General features: G+C 68.4%; 13 protein-coding genes. 7 read left to right on the forward strand and 6 right to left on the reverse strand.

Annotated features, from left to right (window positions below; all coding sequences use genetic code 11):
• The first annotated feature begins 86 nt into the window (after positions 1–86).
• Both ABFG95_RS20850 and ABFG95_RS20855 read left to right on the forward strand, forming a co-directional pair.
• Positions 87–707 carry a GntR family transcriptional regulator gene (locus ABFG95_RS20850; RefSeq protein WP_049071990.1) on the forward strand — a complete coding sequence of 207 codons (621 nt, stop codon included), beginning with the start codon at positions 87–89 and terminating at the stop codon, positions 705–707.
• A gap of 189 nt (positions 708–896) precedes the next feature.
• Positions 897–2,456 (forward strand): ABC transporter substrate-binding protein, encoded by a 1,560-nt coding sequence (locus tag ABFG95_RS20855; RefSeq protein ID WP_049071993.1) that lies wholly within the window; start codon positions 897–899, stop codon positions 2,454–2,456.
• A 441-nt stretch (positions 2,457–2,897) separates the two neighbouring features.
• Here ABFG95_RS20855 and ABFG95_RS20860 read toward each other — a convergent pair whose 3' ends face one another.
• From ABFG95_RS20860 to ABFG95_RS20880, 5 genes are all read right to left on the reverse strand, one after another.
• Entirely contained in the window at positions 2,898–4,460 is a 1,563-nt protein-coding gene (locus ABFG95_RS20860; RefSeq protein ID WP_059269490.1) for an ABC transporter substrate-binding protein, read from the reverse strand.
• Positions 4,461–4,533: 73 nt separating this feature from the next.
• Positions 4,534–5,670, reverse strand: a complete 1,137-nt coding sequence (locus ABFG95_RS20865; RefSeq protein WP_006393373.1) for a C45 family peptidase — start codon at positions 5,668–5,670, stop codon at positions 4,534–4,536.
• Between the two features lie 383 nt (positions 5,671–6,053).
• A complete protein-coding gene (locus tag ABFG95_RS20870; protein WP_054518715.1) occupies positions 6,054–7,598 on the reverse strand; it encodes an efflux transporter outer membrane subunit in 1,545 nt (514 codons plus the stop codon).
• A 2-nt stretch (positions 7,599–7,600) separates the two neighbouring features.
• Positions 7,601–10,774, reverse strand: a complete 3,174-nt coding sequence (locus tag ABFG95_RS20875) for an efflux RND transporter permease subunit (protein ID WP_175144289.1) — start codon at positions 10,772–10,774, stop codon at positions 7,601–7,603.
• On the reverse strand, positions 10,771–11,844 hold the full coding sequence (locus tag ABFG95_RS20880; RefSeq protein ID WP_063584820.1) for an efflux RND transporter periplasmic adaptor subunit: 1,074 nt from the start codon (positions 11,842–11,844) through the stop codon (positions 10,771–10,773). Before ABFG95_RS20880 ends, ABFG95_RS20875 begins: the two co-directional genes overlap by 4 nt.
• A gap of 267 nt (positions 11,845–12,111) precedes the next feature.
• Between ABFG95_RS20880 and ABFG95_RS20885 the strand changes: the two genes are divergently transcribed.
• Together ABFG95_RS20885 and betT are read left to right on the forward strand one after the other, a co-directional pair.
• Positions 12,112–12,735: a TetR/AcrR family transcriptional regulator gene (locus tag ABFG95_RS20885; RefSeq protein ID WP_049072001.1), complete on the forward strand. Its 624-nt coding sequence runs from the start codon at positions 12,112–12,114 to the stop codon at positions 12,733–12,735.
• Positions 12,736–12,922: 187 nt separating this feature from the next.
• Positions 12,923–14,893: a choline BCCT transporter BetT gene (betT, locus tag ABFG95_RS20890; protein WP_348994890.1), complete on the forward strand. Its 1,971-nt coding sequence runs from the start codon at positions 12,923–12,925 to the stop codon at positions 14,891–14,893.
• A gap of 16 nt (positions 14,894–14,909) precedes the next feature.
• Here the strand turns inward: betT and ABFG95_RS20895 are convergent, their stop codons facing one another.
• Entirely contained in the window at positions 14,910–15,131 is a 222-nt protein-coding gene (locus tag ABFG95_RS20895; RefSeq protein WP_238907999.1) for a hypothetical protein, read from the reverse strand.
• On the opposite strand from ABFG95_RS20895, the gene ABFG95_RS20900 reads away from it, so the two are divergent.
• The 3 genes from ABFG95_RS20900 to ABFG95_RS20910 are packed head-to-tail and all read left to right on the forward strand — an operon-like array spanning position 15,130 to position 20,875.
• The gene (locus ABFG95_RS20900) at positions 15,130–16,260 is read left to right on the forward strand and encodes an efflux RND transporter periplasmic adaptor subunit (protein WP_348994891.1); all 1,131 of its coding nucleotides are present in this window, start codon (positions 15,130–15,132) and stop codon (positions 16,258–16,260) included. The genes ABFG95_RS20895 and ABFG95_RS20900 overlap by 2 nt on opposite strands.
• A 16-nt stretch (positions 16,261–16,276) precedes the next feature.
• On the forward strand, positions 16,277–19,396 hold the full coding sequence (locus tag ABFG95_RS20905) for a MexW/MexI family multidrug efflux RND transporter permease subunit (RefSeq protein WP_348994892.1): 3,120 nt from the start codon (positions 16,277–16,279) through the stop codon (positions 19,394–19,396).
• Positions 19,397–19,405: 9 nt separating this feature from the next.
• Positions 19,406–20,875 carry a TolC family protein gene (locus tag ABFG95_RS20910; RefSeq protein WP_348994893.1) on the forward strand — a complete coding sequence of 490 codons (1,470 nt, stop codon included), beginning with the start codon at positions 19,406–19,408 and terminating at the stop codon, positions 20,873–20,875.
• Positions 20,876–20,894: the final 19 nt, after the last annotated feature.

Genomic DNA, 20,894 nt, shown 5'->3' on the forward strand with positions numbered 1-20,894 from the left:
ACGGGTCCACGCCGGGCGGGAGTTCCGTTGCGGCGCGGACTTATGCATAAAATACGCGGTTTGGATTTGATTCACGGGAGTGGTCCATGCCGAAAGCGGCGGCGACACAGCCGGGCCTGGTTGACCGTATTGCCCTGGATATTCAGTCGGGGGTATACGGCCCCGGCGCGTGGCTGAAACAGATCGATCTGCAGGAACGCTACGGCGCCAAGCGCCTGGACGTGCGGCGGGCGCTCGATCAATTGACCGCCAAGCGGCTGATCGCGCACATCCCGAACCGGGGCTATCACGTCTATACGATGGACCCCGATCAGCACCTGCAGATCCGCGACATCCGCGTGCTGCTGGAAACCGGCGCGGCCGCCGACCTGATGCCCAACGTCACGGCGGCCAAGGTGCGCGCCCTGCGCGCGCTGGCCGAGCGGTTTTCCAAGCTGCTGCAGGACGGCACCCTGCTGGAGCAGTACGAGGTCAACCTGGCGTTCCACGCCGGGATGTACGACATGTGCTCCAACCGCGAATTGGCGGCGCTGATCCAGGAAACCCGGGCGCGCGGCCCGGCGGCCCCCGCCAAGGAATGGGTGACGCGTTCGCGCATCGAGATCTCGGCGCGCGAGCACTTCGACATGGTCGAGGCGCTGGAAGCGCGCGACGTCAAGCGCCTGCAGAAGATCATCGCCCAGCACGTCGGGCAGGACATTTCCTGACTCGCCCCGCCTGATCGTCACCCCCCACGCGGCGGCCTTCCTGAAAAGGAGGCCGCCGCGTTCATTTCGGGGCCGCTTTCAGGGATACCCCGGATACCGCCCCAGCCGCAAGTCTTCATAATGGGCAGCTATTTTTGGCGCCAATATAGTTATGAATCCGGCGCCGCATGCCCCCGGGGGATTTCCACAATGCACCACCTTCCTGTTTCCCGAGCGCTCGCGCTCAGCCTGGCCCTGGCCGCCGCGGGCGCGGCCCAGGCCGCCACCCTGACCATCGCCCAGCCGGCCGACATTCGCTCGACCAATCCCGGCGTGAACCGCGACAACACCACCGACGGCGTGGTGCTGAACATGGTCGAGGGCCTGGTTGGTTACCGGGAGAACGGCACGGTGGCGCCGCTGCTGGCCAAGTCGGTCGACCTGTCCGAAGACGGCCTGACCTATACCTTCAAGCTGCGCGACGGCGTCAAGTTCCACAATGGCGCCACGCTGACATCGGCCGACGTGCTCTGGAGCTGGCAGCGCTATATGGATCCGAAGACGGACTGGCGCTGCCGCAGCGACTTCGACGGCCGCAACGGCCTGAAGGTCACCGACGTGACCGCGCCGGACGCGCAAACGGTCGTCATCAAGATCGACCGCAAGTCGGCGGTGTTTCTCGATTCGCTGGCGCGCACCGACTGTGGCATGACGGCGATCCTGAGCAAGGATTCGGTCAACGCCGATGGCTCCTGGAAGCAGCCGGTCGGCACCGGCCCGTACCAGTTCAAGGAATGGAAGCGCGGCGAGTACGTGTTGTTGACGGCGTTCAAGGACTACGTGTCGCCCGGCGCGGGCGATAAGCCGGACGGCTACGTCGGCGCCAAGCGTCCGCTGGCCGACGAGGTCCGCTTCCTGGTGGTGCCGGACCCGTCGACCGCCAAGGCCGGCCTGGTGTCGGGCGCGATTGACGCGAGCCAGATCACCATCACCGACGTGGCCGAGCTGAAGAACAATGCGGCGGTGTCTGTAATGAGCCCGCACGACGCCACCAAGCACACGCTGCTGTTCCAGACGCAGGATCCGGTGCTCAAGAACGTCAAGCTGCGCCAGGCGATCGCGGCGGCGCTGGATATTCCGCAGGTGGTGGCGGCGGCTTCCGAGGGTCTGGGGCAGTTGAACAACTCCGCGGTGTACGCGGGGTCGGCCTACTACCAGGAGGCCGAGAAGCGCACCTACAAGTACGATCCGGCGCGCGCGCAGCAGTTGCTCAAGGAAGCGGGCTACAAGGGCGAGCCGATCGTGATCTACGCCAACAAGCGCGCGCATGTGCCGAGCTATCAGGTGGCGGTGATCGCGCAGGCGATGATGCAGGCGGTGGGCATCAACGCCAAGATCGAGGTGCTGGAGTGGGCCACGCAGCTGGACCGCTACAACACGGGCAAGTACCAGATCAGTTCGTTCACGTTCTCGTCGCGGATCGATCCGGCGCTGAGTTTCGAGCAGTTCGCGGGCGACAAGAGCAAGCAGCCGCGCAAGGTCTGGGATGATCCCGAGGCGCAGAAGCTGATCGACGAGAGCTTCCTGGAGTCGGATCCGGCGAAGCGGCAGAAGCTGTTTGACCAGCTGCATGCGTTGATGCTGGAGCAGACGCCTTTGTTGGTGCTTTATAACGGGGCGGATGCTTGGGCGACCAACAAGCGGGTGCAGGGGTTTTCGGTTTGGGAGGGGAAGCCGCGGGCTTGGGAGACTAAGATCGTTGGCAAGTAAGTCGCTTTTTTCGGGCGGTCTCTTTTTGGTGCCGTCCGGGGCGGCGTTGGCCTGGCGTGCGCGGGGCTACGATTGCGGTCCGGAGCGTTCGCTCCGGACTTCCCCGTTGTCATCTTCGTCACAGCCTGCGGCTGTTCCTACAGATTCCCTCGGGCGCATCTACACGCCCCGCGCACGCCAGGCCAACGCCGCCCCGGACTCGACCGTTGAAGCTTGACGGTTGCCGGGGCGGTTTTTTTTTGCTTGGGGTACCTGGATGCAACGGAGGGTGGGGGCGAGTCTTGCGGGGCCCGCGCAAAGGCGGCCGCGCGGGCGGCCTTTTTGAGCTTACGTGGTGTCTTGCGGTTGGGCTTGGCGCTGCGCGAGGGCTGCGGCTGCCGCTGTTTATTTGCAATGCAAAGAGGCCGCTTTTCGCGGCCTCTTTGCTTGGCGTTGCGCGGGTTACTTCGCCACGCGCTCCACTTCCCAGGCGCGCGGCTTCTTCACGGCCCAGGGGGTGTAGCCCTTGATATCGCTGCGGAAGGCGCCGATGTCCAGGCCGTTGTAGAGCGGGATGCTGGGGACGTCGGCCAGGAACAGCTTGTGCAGCTGGTCGAAGGCGGCCTGGCGCTTGGCGTGGTCGGTGTCGACCGAGGCGGCGTCCAGGAGCTTCTGGGCGTCGGGGTTGTCCCAGACCTTGCGCGGCTGCTTGGCCTTGTCGCCGGTGACCATTTCGTAGTTCAGCGCCGCGTCCAGGCGGGCGGAGTACGGGAAGGTCATCATCTGGTAGGTGCCGGCGTTGTAGCGGTCGAGCTGGGTGGCCCATTCGGACACGGACAGCTTGGCGTTGATGCCGACGGCCTGCAGCATGGCCTGGATGATGACGGCGGAGTTGTACGACTGCGGGTAGCGCTTGGTCGTGATCAGCTCCAGTTCCTGGCCCTTGTAGCCGGCTTCCTTGAGCAGCTTCTGGGCCAGCGCCGGGTCGTATTTCCAGCCTTCCTTCTGGGTGGCGTCGTGGTACGGCGAGACCAGCGGGACGATGGAGTTGTTGGGCTTGGCCAGGCCTTCGGTGACGGCGGCGGCCAACTGGTCGTAGTCGATGGCGTGGGCCAGGGCCTGGCGGATCTTGGGATTGGACAGCAGCGGGTCCCTGGTCTGCAGCAGCAGCGCGGTCATGCTCATGACGGGCGCGTAGGCGACCTTGACGTTGGGGGTGCCTTGCAACACCGGCACGTCGTTGTTGGAGACGTCTTCGATGATGTCGATGTTGCCGCGTTGCAGGGCGGCCTTGGCGGTGGAGTCGTCGGGCACGATGACGAAGCGCACTTCATCGACCAGGGGGCGCTTGGAGCCGGTGTAGCCGTCGCGCTTGCCGTCGCGGTTGGCGTAGTCGGCGAACCTGGTCAGGCGCACGTATTCGCCGCGCTTCCATTCGGCGAAGGCGAAGGGGCCGGTGCCGATGGGTTTGTCCCAGCTGCCGTCGGCCTTGACCGAGGCCTTCTGCAGGATGCCCGTGCCGCCACAGTCGGCGCGCGCCAGCGAGGCCAGGAACAGGCTGCTGGGTTTTTCCAGGTGGTAGACCACGGTCTGGGCGTCGGGCGCCTCGACGCCGGTGACCTTGACGGTGCCGCGGCCATCGAATTCGCTGGCGCAGCGCCAGCCGGCGTTGGCGGCGGTGTAGTGCTGCCAGGTCCAGAGCACGTCGGCCGAGGTCAGCGGCGCGCCGTTGTGGAACTTGACGCCCTGGCGCAGCTTGAAGGTGTAGGTCTTGCCATCGGGGCTGATGTCGATGGACTCGGCCAGCAGCGGGCGGACCTCGGCATCCTCGCCGTAGGCCACCAGGCCCTCGACGACGTGCAGCACCACCGCGTCGCTGTTGCTGTCGCGGTTCACGCCGGGTTCGGTCGAGCGGATGTCGGCGGTGAACGAGATGCGCAGCGGCGCGGGCGCCTGGGCCCAGGCTGATCCGCTCAGCGCGCCCAGCGCCAGGGCAATCGCGGTGTTCAGGAGTTTGATTGTCATCGATGCGTTTCCAGGGAGGGCGCGGGCGGCCGGGCATCCGGCCGCCGCCAACGGTTCAGGGGACTGGCAGAGATCAGGCCGCGGCCAGCAGCTCGGGCTCGGCGTCCAGGCTGTAGCGGGTAAACGTGCGGTTCAGCGCCGGCAGCGGCGCCACTTCCATCAGGCCGGCGGCCGGCTCCATAACGACCATGGCGACGGTGGCCGACAGGTTGTCGTGGCTGCCCGGGCGCGGCGGGCGGCAGACCGAGTAGGGCGTGCCGAAGTCGTCGAACAGCGCGCGCTTGAGGTCTTCGCGCGTCAGCTTGTCCTTCTCGTTCAGCAGGCGGCGCACGCGCCAGTCGCGGTAGGCGCTTTCCGGGGTGCTGGCGCGGCCGGTGTCGCGCAGCTTGCCCAGCGCGACTTCGCTGACCCAGTGGTTGGCGTGCACGATCAGGTCGTCGGCGCCCGGGTAGATCGGGAAGGCTTCATCGGTGGTGCACTCGTAGTCCACGCCGAAGCCGGCGGCCATGCCGATCATGATGTTGTTCGAGCACGACTTCTGGGTGGTGCTGACGGCCTTGATGGCCAGCGCGAAGTGTTCCTGCTCCAGCACCTTGCGGCGGATCAGCGACAGCGGCACGCCCAACTGGCGGAAGTCGCGGTCGGATTCCAGGTAGTTGGCGGTGATCGACACGCCGGCGCTGTTCAGGCCGCTGCGGGCCAGTCCGCCGGCCTCGACGAAGGTCAGGATGTCCGGGCCGTTGTCGTTGCGCACGCGCAGCACGATGGCGGTCTCGGCGCATTCGGCGCGCCAGTCCCAGTTCTGGCCGTGGATCAGGCGGCCGTTGGCCGAGCGGGTCGGCAGGATCAGGGCGCCGGTGCAGCCGTCGCCCGGTTCGAGTTCGGCGGCTTTCTTCTTTTCGGCGCGGGCCTTGGCGATGACTTCGGTGCGGGCGTTGACCATCACGATGTCTTCGAAGGGCACGTTGGCGCCGGCGGCGATGCCGCGCATTTCCTCTAGATAGTGCGGCGCGAAGTTCTCGATCTCACGGGCGAAGCTTTCGATCAGGCGGGTGCGCGCCATGGCGTCGTAACCCAGATCGACCAGCGTCTGGCCGTACATGGCGGCGCTCTTGCGCACGCGGTCGGCGGCCTGCTGGCCATAGGCGCGGCCACGGGCCTCGGGAGTACCGGAGACCGATACGAACGGGAATTGGGTGATCTGGGTCATGGACGGATAGCGGCGCGCGGCGCCGTGAGGTCGGGGAAGGGGAGAATGTTGCAAAAATATTAGCTTATTTTGGCGCCAATATTACCGAGGGTTTGCCCGGAGATGGAGCGCAGACGCGGACCTGGCTCGCGGCGGCTGCCCGGCACGGACACCGTCCGCGTCCGGTAGGACACTAGCGGGCTTCGGGGGGCGCCTTGGGCGCGCTGCCGGTGACCTTCCCGGCGATCGGGCTCAACAAGACCGGGCAAGGACGGGTACGGCGCTGTTGCGGGGGAGAGCGGCGCATCGACCCCGTGGTGCTCGCTTCCCGCATCAAGGAACAGGCCCCCGCGCCGTAGGCGTCGGGGGCCTGTGGGCGCCGCGCGGGCAGCGCGGCGTAGCGGTCACTGCTGCTGCTGCTGCTGCTGCTGCTGCTGCTGAGGTTGAGCCGCTTGCGGCCTGGCCGCCGCACCTTCGTTGGCCCGTTGCCCCGGCGCCTGCGACGCGCGCACCGGCGAACCCATCGCCTGGAACAGCGCCGCCGTCTCGGTCAGGCGGGCATTGGCGTATTCCACTTCCCGCACCCGCGCCGCGACGTAATGCTGTTCGCTGGCGTACGCGGTGTAGGGCGCCAGCGCGCCCAGGCGCACGCGGTTGGCGGTGTTGCGGTGCGACTGCTCCGCGGCCCGGCGCGAGGCCTCTGCCGAGGCCAGCGCCTGCCCGTCCGCCTCCAGTTGCGCCAGGGTGTCGGCCACGTCGCGGAAGGCGGTCAGCACGGTCTGCTTGTATTGCAGCACCGCCGCCTCATAGCGCTCCTTGGCGGCGCTGCGTTCCGCCAGCAGCGCGCCGCCGTGGAAGATCGGCTGCGTCAGCGACGCGCCCACCGCCCAGATCGAGCCCGCGCCCGACAGCGCCGTTGGCCAGCTGAAGCCGCCTTTGCCCATCGACGCCGACAGCGACAGACTGGGGAACAACTGCGCCGTGGCCACGCCGACGTCGGCCGCCGCCGCGCGCAGCACGGCCTCGGCGACGTGGATGTCGGGCCGCGCCGCCAGCAGTTCGGATGGCACCAGCACCGGCACCTCCTCGGGCACCGCGATCATGGCGAAGGCCAGGTCCGGCGGGGCCTGATCCGGGCTGCGGCCCATCAGCACCGCCAGCGCGTGGCGCGTGGCCTGCCATTGCGCGCGCAGGCCCGGCAGCGAGGCTTCCAGCGTGGCGGCGTCCTGGTCGGCCTGCAGCGCGTCGTTCTGCGAGGCCGAGCCCAGTTCGTAGCGGCGCTGGGTGTCGCGCGCCACCTGGCGCGCCAGCACCACCTGCTTTTCGGTCAACGCCACCCGCTCGGCCAGCGACGCCGAGGTGATGGCGCCGGTGACGATGTTGCCGGCCAGGGAACGGCGCGCCGATTCGAGCTGATAGGCCTGCTGTTCCACCTGGGCCGCGCGCGACACGTTCTCGAAGCGCGCCGCGCCGAACAGGTCGAGGTCGTACTTGGCCTGGACCTGGCCGGTGAAGACGTTGTAGAGCGCCGTGGGTTGCGGCAGGTTCGGCATGGTCAGCGCGCGCTTGCGCGAAACGTCGGCGCCGGCATCCACCGATGGCAGCAGCGACGAATTGACCTGTCCGCGCAACTGTTCGCGCGCGCCGGCCAGATTGCGCTCGGCCGCGGCCAGGTCCGGGCTGTTGGCCAGGCCTTCTTCCACCATGGCGTTGAGCGCGTCCGAGCCAAAGCGTTTCCACCATTCGGGCACCGGACGGCCGTCGCGTGCATAACGCTGCGCCACGCCCTGCGCCGGCGCGCCGGCGGCGGGCAGCGCTTCGACGCCGTATTGCGCGGGCTGCGCCATCGCTGGCGGCTTGCTATCGGGGGCGAAGGCGCAGGCGCCCAGCGCCAGCAACAGCGGCAGGGTGGCCAGGCGCCAGGCCGGGGTCGGGAGACGGAGGGACATCGTCAGGCTCCTCGTTCTACGTTGTCGCCGGCGTGGGCGCCGGGCGGCACGCCTTCGGGTTCCTCGCGCTCGTCGTGGCGCACGCGGAACCAGGCCGCGTACAGCGCGGGCAAAAAGAACAGCGTCAGCACCGTGGCGCTGGTGATGCCGCCCATCAGGGCCGTGGCCATGGGACCGAAGAAGTTGCTGCGCAGCAGCGGGATCAGCGCCAGCACCGCGGCCGCGGCCGTCAACGTGATGGGGCGGAAGCGCCGCACCGTGGCGCCGACGATGGCGTCCACGCGCTTGTGCCCGGCGCTGATGTCCTGCTCGATCTGGTCGACCAGGATCACCGAGTTGCGCATGATGATGCCGAACATCGCGATCACGCCCAGCATGGCGACAAAGCCGAACGGCTTGCCGAACAGCAGCAGCGCGGCCACCACGCCGATCAGGCCGAGCGGCGCGGTCAGCACCACCATCAGCACGCGGGCGAAGCTCTGCAGCTGCACCATCAGCAGCGTCAGCACCGCCACGATCATGATGGGCATCTGCGCGTTGATGGACGACTGGCCCTTGGCGCTTTCCTCGACCGGGCCGCCGACCTCGATGCGGTAGCCCACCGGCAGTTCGGCGCGCAGCGCGTCCAGCTTCTTGTCGATGGCGTGGGTCACGTCAATGCCCTGCGCGCCGGCCTTGACGTCGGCCTGCACGGTGATGGTGGGCTGGCGGTCGCGTTCCCAGATCACGCCGTATTCCAGGCCGTAGCGCACCTGGCCCAGGCTGCCCAGCGGCACCGGGCCGTTGGGCGTGGGCATGGCCAGCGTGGCCAGGCGGCCCGGATCGACGCGCTCGCTGTCGGGGGCGCGCAGGCTGACGTTGATCAGCTTGTCGCGCTCGCGGTACTGCGTCACGGTGTAGCCGGACAGCGTCATCGCCAGGAAGCTGGAGATGTCGTTGGAGCTTACGCCGACCTCGCGGGCCTTCTGCTGGTCGATGTCAAAGCGCACCGAGCGCTCGGACGGTTCGTCCCAGTCGAACTGCACGTTGACCGAGCGGCTGTCGGCGCGCACTTCGGCGGCCACCTTCTCGGCCACCTGGCGCACCTCGGGGATCTTGTCGCCGCTGACGCGGAACTGCACCTGGAAGCCCACCGGCGGGCCATTTTCCAGCCGCGACAGACGGCTGCGGATCGCCGGGAACTGCTCGCGCAGCACCGGCTCGAGCCAGTGCGCCAGCTTCTCGCGGTCTTCCACCGAGTTGGCGGTGATGACGATCTGCGCGAAATTGGGCGTGGCCAGCTGCTGGTCCAGCGGCAGGTAGAAGCGCGGCGCGCCAGTGCCGACGAAGCTCACCGAATGGGCGATCTCGGGCCGGCCGTCCAGCACTTTTTCAAGCCGTTCGACCTGGCGCAGCGTGGCCGCGAACGAGGCGCCTTCCTGCAGCCGCACGTCCACCAGCAGCTCGGTGCGGTCCGAGCTGGGGAAGAATTGCTGCGGCACCAGGCCGAAGCCGGCCATCGACAGGATGAACACCAGCACCGTTGCCAGCAGCACGCGCCAGCGGCGGTCCACGCACCACGCCACCCAGCCGCGCAGGCGCTGGTAGAAGCGGGTGTTGTAGATGTCATGCTCGTGGTCATCGGGCAGGTGCGCCTCGCGCTTGCGCTCGGGCAGCATGCGGTAGCCCAGCAGCGGGATCAGCACCACCGCGGCGAACCACGAGGTGATCAGCGCGATCGCCGACACCTGGAAGATCGAGCGGGTGTATTCGCCGGTGCTGGACTTGGCCAGCGCGATCGGCAGGAAGCCGGCGACCGTCACCAGCGTGCCGGTCAGCATCGGGAAGGCGGTGCTGGTGTAGGCGAAGGCGGCGGCGCGCGCGCGGCTCCAGCCCTGTTCCAGCTTCACCGCCATCATCTCGACCGCGATGATGGCGTCGTCCACCAGCAGGCCCAGCGCCAGCACCAGCGTGCCCAGCGAGACCTTGTGCAGGCCGATGCCGAACATGTCCATGAACAGCGCGGTCACCGCCAGCACCACCGGAATCGAGATCACCACCACCATGCCGGTGCGCAGCCCCAGCGACACCAGGCTGACGATCAGCACGATGGCCACGGCCTCGGCCACCGAGCGCAGGAATTCGTCCACCGAGAACGACACCGCCTTGGGCATGCTCGACACCTCGGTCAGCGTCAGGCCGGCCGGCAGCCGCGCCTTGAGCTCGCCGAACTTGGCCTCCAGGGCCTTGCCCAGGTGCACCACGTCCTGACCTGGCTGCATGGTGATGCCGATGCCCAGCACCGGCTGGCCGCGCGTGCGCATCTGCTCGGCCGGGGGATCGTCGTAGCCGCGATGGATGGTGGCGATGTCGCCCAGCCTGATCGACTTGCCGTTGACGCGGATCAGCGTCTCGGCCAGCGCCCGGGTGTCCTGGAACTGGCCGCTGGGACGCACGAAGATACGGTCGTCGGCGGTGGTCAGGGTGCCGGCGCTGGACACCGCGTTCTGGCTGTTGATGGCCTCGGCGATCTGCTGCGGCGACACGCCCAGGCGCGTGAGCTGCGTGTTGCTGATCTCGATGTAGACGTGCTCGGGCTGTTCGCCGAAGTAGTCGACCTTGGCCACGCCCGGCACGCGCAGCAGCACCGTGCGCAGATTGTCGGCGTAGTCGCGCAACTGCGCCGGCGAGAAACCGTCGCCGGCCAGGGTGTAGATGTTGGTGTAGACGTCGCCGAACTCGTCATTGAAGAACGGCCCCTGCACGCCTTGCGGCAGGGTGGCGCCGATGTCGCCGACCTTCTTGCGCACCTGGTACCACTCGTTGGCCACCTCGCTGGCCGGGGCCGAGTCCTTCATGGTGAAGAAGATCAGCGACTCGCCGGGGCGCGAGTAGCTGCGCAGGAAGTCGGTGGACGGCGTTTCCTGCAGCTTCTTGGCGATGCGGTCGGTGACCTGTTCCTGCACCTGCTGCGAGGTGGCGCCGGGCCACAGGGTCTTGATGACCATCACGCGGAAGGTGAAGGGCGGGTCTTCCGACTGCGCCAGGCGCGAATACGACAGCACGCCGAACAGCGTCACCAGCGTGATCAGGAAGATTACCAGCGGCTGGTGCCGCAGGGCCCAGGCCGACAGGTTGAACTTGCCTTCCTCGTGGCGGTGCGCGGCGTTCTGATTCTCGGGAACCGGCGCGCTCATGATGCGAAGTCCTCGGGGTGCAGCGGCGGCACCGCGCGGACCTTTTCGCCGGCCGACACGGCGTGCACGCCTTGCCACACCACGCGCTCGCCGGCCTGCACGCCCTGCGACAGGGTGACGCTGCGCGCGTCGTAGCGCAGCACCTGCACGCGGCGTAGCTCCAGGGTGTCTTCCTGCGGCTTGACGATCCAGACGGCGGGCTCGGTGCCGTCATGGAACAGCGCCGTCGCCGGCACCGTGTAGGTGGTGGCGCCGTTGGCCTGGCGGTTGTCGAAGCTGATGTTGGCGGTCATGCCCAGCCGCACCTCGGGCGAGGGCGACTCCAGCGTCAGCTTGGCGCGATAGGTGCGGCTCTGCGGATCGGCGGCCGGCGCGATCTCGCGCAGCACGGCGCTGAAGGTTTTGCCGGGCAGCGGCGCCAGGGTGACGGTGGCGCGCTGGCCGATGGCCAGTCCCGCCAGCACGCTTTCGGGCACGTCGCAGAGCGCGTCGACGTCGCCCGACCAGGCCAGGTTGTAGACCGCCTGGCCGGCCGCCACGTTCTGGCCGGTGTCGGCCTGTTCGGCGGTGATGACGCCGGCATGGTCGGCCACGAGGGTGGTGTAGTTGAGCTGGTCGGCCGACAGCGCGGCTTGTTGCGCCGCTTGGTCGCGTTGCGCCAGCGCCGAGGCGTAGGCGTTGCGCGTCTGTTCGAGCTGGTTGGCGGCGATCAGGTTTTCGCGGGCCTGGGCGCGGTCGCGGTCCAGTTGCTGCTTGGCGTAGTCCAGCTGGTGCTGGGCGGCCGACAGCTGGGCGCGGGCGGCGGCGGCGTTCTTGGTGGCGTCGGCGGGATCGAGCCGGGCGACCACCTGGCCGGGCTTGACCGTGTCGCCCAGGCGCACCTTGCGTTCGATGATCTTGCCGCCCACGCGGAACGACAGCGGCGTGCTGTAGCGCGCCTGCACTTCGCCCGGCAGGGTCCAGGCCGGCAGCGCGGCGTCGGCCTTGGCCGGCATGGCCACCACCGGGCGCGGCGGCGGCGCCTCGGCTTCCTTGCTGCCGCAGCCGGCCAGCGCCAGCGTCAGCGCCAGGGCGAGCGCCGGCCAGCGGCGGCGCGGGGAAAGGCGGGAAGACGCCGCGGCGGCGGCGGGATTGCGCGCGGCGACGGGCGCGCAAGAACCTGAAGAATTCACGAAACACCTCGCGACGCGGGCAGGAGGAGGGGGCGGGACGCGAGGGGGCAGGCCGTTCCAGGCCGGCGGTCACCCTGGCAATCCGATACGGGATGGATTCTAATGCGGCCATGTATTCAAATACAAGTATGAATCTGAAATCGTTCCAGATGATAGAATCGGCGCATGTCAAAAGTCCGCCTTACCCGAGAGCAAAGCCGTGACCAGACGCGCCAGCGTCTGCTCGATGCCGCGCAATCGATCTTCCTGACCAAGGGTTTCGTGGCGGCCAGCGTCGAGGACATCGCCGAGCTGGCCGGCTATACCCGCGGCGCTTTCTATTCCAATTTCGCCAGCAAGTCCGAACTCTTCCTGCAGTTGCTCAAGCGCGACCACGAAAACGTCATGGGCGATATGCGCGCCATCTTCGAGGCCGGCGAAACCCGCCAGCAGATGGAAGACAGCGTGCTGCACTACTACAGCAACCATTTCCGCGACAACGAGTGCTTCCTGCTGTGGATGGAAGCCAAGCTGCAGGCCGCCCGCGACCCCGAGTTCCGGGTCGGGTTCATTGCCTGCATGGGCGAGCTGCGCGACGCCACCACCGAATACATCCGCCAGTTTTCCGAGCGCGTCGGCACGCCACTGCCGCTGCCCGCGCGTGAACTGGCCATCGGCCTCTTGGCGCTGTCCGACGGCATGCAGTTCAGCTTCGCCTTCGACCCGCAGAACGTCAGCGCCGAGACCACCGAATCGGTGCTGGCGGGCTTTTTCCGCCGCGTGGTGTTCGGCGAACGCGACCCCGGCTAGGGCCGCCCGGCCCGACGACGACCCGCGCGGCCGGTCCGGGACCGAATGCCGGGCGCAGCGCGCTCAGGGCCATGCGGGCATTGTCGCCGCCAGCGGCGGCATGATAGTAATAACGGCGGCGCGCCGGCTGGACTGAGGGGGCCAGCGCCGTTGCCTTCGGCATCCCTCGGGCGAAAGGAGCGGCAGCATGTCTTCAGAAACCCGACCATCCACCATCAATCGTCCAGTGTTTTTCACGGCGGCGGTGTTCACACTGCTGCTGGTGGGCTTCGCGATCACCGCGCCCAAGGCCGCGCAGAGCCTGTTCGAAGCCGTCCAGGCCTGGATCCTGGGCAACGCCAGCTGGTTCTACATCCTGGTGGTCGCCATCATCCTGCTGTCGGTGGCGTTCCTGGCCATCAGCCGCTATGGCGACATCAAGCTGGGGCCCGACCACAGCGAGCCCGACTACCGCAACTTCACCTGGTTCGCCATGCTGTTCTCGGCGGGCATGGGCATCGGCCTGATGTTCTTCGGCGTGGCCGAGCCGGTCATGCACTTCATGTCGCCGCCGGTGGGCGAGGGCGCCACCGCGGCCGCCGCGCGCGAGTCCATGAAGATCACCTTCTTCCACTGGGGCCTGCACGCCTGGGCCATCTACGCGGTGGTGGCGCTGACGCTGGCTTTCTTTAGTTTCCGCCACGGCCTGCCGCTGACCCTGCGGTCGGCGTTGTATCCGCTGATCGGCAACCGCATCCACGGCCCCATCGGCCACGCGGTCGACGTGTTCGCCATCATCGGCACGGTGCTGGGCGTGGCCACCTCGCTGGGGCTGGGCGTGGCGCAGATGAATAGCGGCCTGAACCATCTGTTCGGCATTCCCGTGGGCGTGATGCCGCAGATCATCCTGATCGTCATCACCTGCGGACTGGCCACGCTGTCGGTGGCCAGCGGCCTGGACAAGGGCATCCGCATTCTGTCCGAAGCCAACATGGTGCTGGCGGTGATCCTGCTGCTGTTCGTGCTGGTGGCCGGCCCCACCGTGTTCCTGCTGCAGACCTTCGTGCAGAACACCGGCGCCTACCTGTCGGACATCGTCAACAAGACCTTCAACCTGTATGCGTATGAGCCGACCGACTGGATCGGCGGCTGGACCCTGTTCTACTGGGGCTGGTGGATCGCCTGGTCGCCGTTCGTGGGCCTGTTCATCGCCCGCATCTCGCGTGGCCGCACCATCCGCGAATTCGTCAGCGGCGTGCTGCTGGTGCCGGCCGGGTTCACGCTGTTCTGGATGACCGTATTCGGCGACACCGCCATCCACTTCATTCTGGTCGACGGCATCAAGGGGTTCGCCGACACCGTCAAGGACGACAACTCCCTGGCCCTGTTCGCGTTCTTCGAGCTGTTGCCGTGGAGCGGTGTGATATCGATCTTCGCCATTGCCATGGTGGCGGTGTTCTTCGTCACTTCGGCGGATTCGGGCGCGCTGGTGGTGGACCTGCTGGCCTCGGGCGGCGCCGACCGCACGCCCGTGTGGCAGCGCATCTTCTGGTCGCTGTCGATGGGCGCGGTGGCCATCGCGCTGCTGCTGGCCGATGGCCTGACGGCGCTGCAGACGGCCACCATCGCCAGCGCGCTGCCGTTCTCGGTCATCCTGCTGCTGTCGCTGTGGGGGTTGTTCAAGGCCCTCAAGCTCGATGCCACCAAGCGCGGCATCCGCTACCAGTCGCTGACGCTGTCGCGCCCGGCGCGCGGCGGCCAGTCGTGGGAACGGCGGCTGCGCAACATGGTCATGATGCCGCGCCGCGCCCATGTGTTGCGCTTTATCACGGACGTGGTGACCCCGGCCCTGGAAGACGTGGCCGATGAACTGCGCAAGCAGGGCTACGCGGTGGCGGTCAAGGAAGGCGACGGCGAGGGCGGCGTGGTGCTGGAAGTGAACCACGGCGAACACCTGGACTTCTTCTATTCGGTGCAGCCGCAGGCCTTCGTGCGGCCCAGCCTGACGCCCGAGGAGGCCGCCGACGAAGAGGAACGCAAGTACTTCCGCGCCGAGGTCCACCTGCGCGAGGGCGGACAGGACTACGACATCATGGGCTGGAGCCGCGACGCCGTCATCGGCGACATCCTCGACCAGTACGAGCGTCACCGCCACTACCTGCACATGGTGCGCACGTAGACATAGCGCCCGCCTGTCACGTGGCGCCGATCCCTGGCGCTGGCGGTGCGCGATACGCCGCGCCCCAGGCGCCAACCCGTTTTCCCGCAAACCGCCGGCTTTCGCCGGCGGTTTTTTTTCTTGCCCGTTTGCGTCGATAGATTTCCTCAATCCTCAACATTACTTTAGGTTTTTTGACTTCGTCTGATTTTTCTAGGATTATCCAAGCCATTCCTTTGATAAATAGCGAGAGAATCATGAAGGCGAAATCGGGTGCATGGGTCGCCGGGGTGCTGGCCCTGGCGGTGGTGGCGGGGGGTGGGCTGTACTGGAAATTCGGCGGCGCGCAGCACAAGGGCGGCTGGGCCATGGCGCCGGCCAAGGTGGCGGTGGCGCCCGTGTTGCAGGCCGACTTCCCGGCGGCGCTGTCGGGCATCGGCTCGATCGAGGCGACGCGGCAGGTGCTGGTGCCGGCCGAAGTCGATGGCAGGGTGGCGCAGATCCTGTTCACGCCTGGCGAGCGGGTACGCGCCGGGCAGTTGCTGGTGCAACTGAACGACGCGCCCGAGCAGGGCGAACTGGCGCGCCTGCAGGCCCAGGCCAGGAACGCCCGGGCGTTGCTGGAGCGCACCCGCCGCCTGGTGCCGCTGCAGGCCGCGACCCGCGAACAACTGGACCAGGCCCAGGCCGACTACGACCAGGCCGCCGGCGAAATCAAGCGCATCCAGGCGCTGATCGAACAGAAGCGCGTCAAGGCCCCGTTCGACGGCGTGCTCGGCGTGCGCCGCGTCAATCTGGGCCAGTTCGCCCGCGCCGGCGATCCGCTGGTGTCGCTGACCGACGCGGCCAGCGTCTACGCCAACCTCACCCTGCCGGAACAGGCGCTGGGCGCGCTGCGCGCCGGCCAGCCGGTGACCGTGACGGTCGACGCCCACGCCGGACGGGTTTTCGAAGGCGCCGTCACCACCATCGAGCCGCAGGTCGATCCTGGCTCGCGCACCGTGCGCGTGCAGGCCACGCTGGCCAATGCCGACGGCGCGCTGGCGGCGGGCATGTTCGCCCACGGCCAGGTGGTGCTGCCGCCGCGGCCCGGCGTGCTGACCGTGCCGGAAACCGCTGTCAGCTACAGCGCCTACGGCGACTCGGTCTATGTGGTGACGCCGCCCAAGGCCGGCGAAGCATCGGCGCCGCCGACCGTGACCCAGGCCTACGTGCAGACCGCCGAGCGCGCCAGCGGCCGGGTGGTGGTGACCAAGGGCCTCAAGCCCGGCGACCGCGTGGTGACCTCGGGCCAGTTGCGCCTGCACAACGGCGCGCCGGTCGAGATCAGCGCCCAGGACACCGTGGCGCTGGACGCCGCGTCGCACTCCGTGGCGCAAGCCCGCTGAACCCACGGAGCCGATCATGAAGTTCACCGATCTGTTCGTGCGCCGGCCGGTGCTGGCGCTGGTGGTCAGCACACTGCTGCTGCTGATGGGGCTGCGCGCCCTGAGCGGCCTGCCGATCCGCCAGTACCCGCTGACCGAAAGCACCACCATCACCATCACCACGCAGTACCCGGGCGCCTCGCCCGACCTGATGCAGGGCTTCGTCACCCAGCCCATCGCGCAATCCGTCGCCACGGTCGAGGGCATCGACTACCTGTCGTCGTCCTCGACCCAGGGCCGCAGCGTGATCACGGTACGCATGAAGCTCAACGCCGATTCCAACAAGGCCATGACCGAGGTCATGGCCAAGGTCAACGAAGTCAAATACCGCCTGCCGCAGGACGCCTACGACCCGGTGCTGGTCAAGTCCGCCGGCGAGGCGACGGCCGTGGCCTATGTGGGGTTCTCCAGCTCGACCATGTCGCTGCCGGCGCTGACCGACTACCTGTCGCGCGTGGTGCAGCCGCAGCTGTCGTCGATCGACGGCGTGGCCAGCGTGGAACTGTACGGCGGCCAGAAGCTGGCGATGCGGGTCTGGCTCGACCCCGACCGGCTGGCCGCGCGCGGCCTCTCGGCCGGCGAACTGGCCGAGGCCCTGCGCCAGAACAACGTGCAGGCCGCGCCCGGCCAGGCCAAGGGCCTGTACGTGGTGTCCAACATCAAAGTCAACACCGACCTGGTCAACGTGGCCGAGTTCCGCGACATGGTCATCAAGCGCGAGGGCGACGCCATCGTGCGCCTGGGCGACGTGGCGACCGTGGAGTTGGGCGCGGCCTCGACCGACTCCAGCGGCCTGATGGATGGCGAGCCGGCCGTGTACTTCGGCCTGAACGCCACGCCGGTCGGCAACCCGCTGGTGATCGTCAAGCGCCTGAACGAGCTGCTGCCCAACATCAAGCAGAACCTGCCGCCGGGCACCAGCGTGCAGGTGCCGTTCGAGCTGGCGCGCTTCATCAGCGCCTCGATCGACGGCGTGGTGCATACGCTGATGGAAGCCATCGTCATCGTGGTGGCGGTGATCTTCCTGTGCCTGGGCTCGCTGCGCGCGGTGCTGATCCCGGTGATCACCATTCCGCTGTCGATGCTCGGGGGCGCCGCCATCATGGCGCTGTTCGGCTTCAGCGTGAACCTGCTGACGCTGCTGGCCATGGTGCTGGCCATCGGCCTGGTGGTGGACGACGCCATCGTGGTGGTCGAGAACGTGCACCGCCACATCGAGGAAGGCAAGTCGCCGGTGCGCGCGGCCCTGATCGGCGCGCGCGAAGTGGCCGGCCCGGTCATCGCCATGACCATCACGCTGGCGGCGGTGTACGCGCCGATCGGCCTGATGGGCGGCCTGACCGGGTCGCTGTTCAAGGAATTCGCCTTCACGCTGGCGGGGGCGGTGGTGGTGTCGGGCGTCATCGCGCTGACGCTGTCGCCGGTGATGAGTTCGTTCCTGCTCAACAGCCACGTCTCCGAGGGCTGGATGGCGCGCCGCGCCGAACACTTCTTCAATCGCCTGGGCCAGGGCTACGGCCGGCTGCTGGATGTGTCGCTGCATCACCGCTGGGTCACCGGCCTGCTGGCGGTGGCGGTGATGGCCAGCCTGCCGTTCCTGTACAACGCCGCCCAGCGCGAACTGGCGCCGGTCGAGGACCAGTCCACCGTGCTCACCGCGATCAAGTCGCCGCAGCAGGCCAACATCGACTACGTCGAGAAGTTCGGCAAGAAGTGGGACGACGTGATGGCGACGCTGCCCGAGCAGAAGGGCCGCTGGCTCATCAACGGCTCGGACGGCGTCTCCAACAGCATCGGCGGCGTCAATTTCGTCGACTGGCACGAGCGCAAGCGCTCGGCCGACCAGATCCAGGCCGACATGCAGTCGATGGTCAACCAGATCGAGGGCAGCAACATCTTCGCCTTCCAGTTGCCGCCGCTGCCGGGCTCGACCGGCGGCCTGCCGGTGCAGATGGTCATCATGAGCGCGGCCGACTACCCGGTGGTGTACGAGGCCATGGAAAACCTGAAGCAGGCGGCGCGCGCCAGCGGCCTGTTCATGGTGGTCGACAGCGACCTGGACTACAACAACCCGGTGGTGCAACTGAAGGTGGACCGCGCCAAGGCCAACAGCCTGGGGGTCACCATGAAGGCGGTGGGCGACACGCTGGCGGTGCTGGTGGGCGAGAACTACGTCAACCGCTTCGGCATGGACGGCCGCTCGTACGACGTGATCCCACAGAGCCTGCGCCAGCAGCGCATCTCGCCCGAGTCGCTGGCGCGGTACTACGTCAAGAGCGCCAGCGGCGCGCAGGTGCCGCTGTCGAACTTCGTGTCGGTGTCGATGGGCGTCGAGCCCAACAAGCTGACCCAGTTCAACCAGCTCAACGCCGCCACCTTCCAGGCCATCCCGATGCCGGGCGTGACCATGGGCGACGCGGTCCAGTTCCTGACGCGCCAGGCGCAGCAGCTGCCGGCCGGCTTCAGCTACGACTGGCAATCGGACGCGCGCCAGTTCAGCCAGGAAGGCTCGGCGCTGATGATCACCTTCATCTTCGCCATCATCGTCATTTACCTGGTGCTGGCGGCGCAGTACGAAAGCCTGCGCGACCCGTTCATCATCCTGGTGAGCGTGCCGCTGTCGATCTGCGGCGCGCTGATCCCGCTGGCGCTGGGCATGGCGACCATCAACATCTACACCCAGATCGGGCTGGTGACGCTGATCGGGCTGATCAGCAAGCACGGCATCCTGATGGTGGAATTCGCCAACGAGATGCAGGTCAGCCACGGCCTGGACCGGCGCAGCGCCATGGAGCACGCCGCCCGCATCCGCCTGCGCCCGATCCTGATGACCACCGCGGCCATGGTGGTGGGCCTGATTCCGCTGCTGTTCGCCAGCGGCGCCGGCGCCCACAGCCGCTACAGCCTGGGGTTGGTGATCGTGGTCGGCATGCTGGTCGGCACGCTGTTCACGCTGTTCGTGCTGCCCACCGTTTACACCGTGCTGGCGCGCGACCACCGCGCCGCCAACGACACGCCGCGCGCTCGCGAACTGGCGCAGGCCCAGGCCGAGGACACGTTGCCGGTCGCGACCTCGCGGCCCGCCGCCACGCATTGAGGAACCATCATGAAACATCCTGACCTCTCCAAACGCCTGCGCCGCGGCGCCACGGCGCTGCTGGCCGCGCTGGCCACCGCCGGCTGCGCGGTGGGCCCCGACTATCAGAAACCCCAGGCCGCGCCAGTGGCGCTGGCCAGTCCCGAGCAGGCGCTGTTCTCCACCGACCGGCTGCAGCAGGACTGGTGGAAGCAGCTGCAGGACCCGCAGCTGGACCGGCTGATCACGCTGGCGTTGCAACGCAACCACGACATCCGCATCGCCCAGGCCCGCCTGGCCGAGTCGCGCGCGGTGCTGGACGAGAAGGAACTCGACCAGTTCCCCACCGTGACGCTGGGCGGGCGCTTCGAGCGCAGCCTGTCGCAGGCCAACCCCGGCATCGCGGGCGAGCGCAACCTCGCCAAGAGCTACCGCGCCGGCTTTGACGCCGCCTGGGAGATCGACCTGTTCGGCCGCCTGCGGCGCGCGGCCGAGGGCGCGGCGGCGCGCAGCGAGGCCCAGGCCGCCGACCTGGCGCAGGCCCGCATCGTGGTGGTGGCCGAGGTGGCGCGCAACTACTTCGAGCTGCGCGGCGCCGAACAACGCCTGGCGGTGGCGCGCGCCAACCTGGACAGCCAGCGCGACAGCCTGCGCGTGATCCAGGCCATGGTGTCGGCGGGCCGGGGCGACGAGGGCGATCTTGCCAGCGCCCGCGCCGACCTGGAAACCGTGCAGGCCAGCGTACCGCTGCAGGAAACCGCGCGGCGCCTGGCGCTGTACCGCCTGGCGGTGCTGGCAGGCCTGCGGCCGGTGGAGCTGGGCGAACTGGACGCGGCCACGCCGCGGCCGCCGCTGGCGGCGCGCCTGCCGATCGGCGACGTCGGCGCCTTGCTGTCGCGCCGTCCGGACATCCGGGCGGCCGAGCGCAACATGGCGGCGGCCAATGCCGACGTGGGCGTGGCCACCGCCGAGCTGTACCCGCGCATCGACCTGGGCGGCTTCCTCGGCTTCGTGGCCCTGCGCGGCGCCGATTTCGGCAGCGCTTCCAGCCGCGCCTTCAGCGTGGCGCCCGGCGTCAACTGGCCGGCCTTGCACCTGCCCACTGCGCTGGCGCGCAAGCGCGCCGCCCAGGCGCGTTCGCAGGGCGAGGTGGCGCGCTACGAGCAGACCGTGCTGCAGGCGGTGGAGGAACTGGAGGGCGCGCTGACGCAGTACGGCCAGACCCAGCAGCGGCTCGGCAACCTGGCGCAGGCGGCCGCCCACAGCGCCCGGGCGGCGGAACTGGCGCGCCTGCGCTACCGCGAAGGCGGCACGCCGTACCTGACGGTGCTGGACGCGCAGCGCACGCAGCTGCGGGCGCAGGACGCGGTGGCGCAGGCCGAAACGGCCTCCTACACCAGCCTGGTCGCGCTCTACAAGGCGCTGGGCGGCGGCTGGGAGGCGCCGTCGGAAACGGAGCCCCCGCGAGCGCAGTCGCTCGCGCCCGCGCCGGCCGGCTGACTGACGGGCGCGGTTCGTG

This window comes from Achromobacter sp. HNDS-1 (assembly GCF_040084795.1).
GTDB lineage: Bacteria > Pseudomonadota > Gammaproteobacteria > Burkholderiales > Burkholderiaceae_B > Achromobacter > Achromobacter ruhlandii.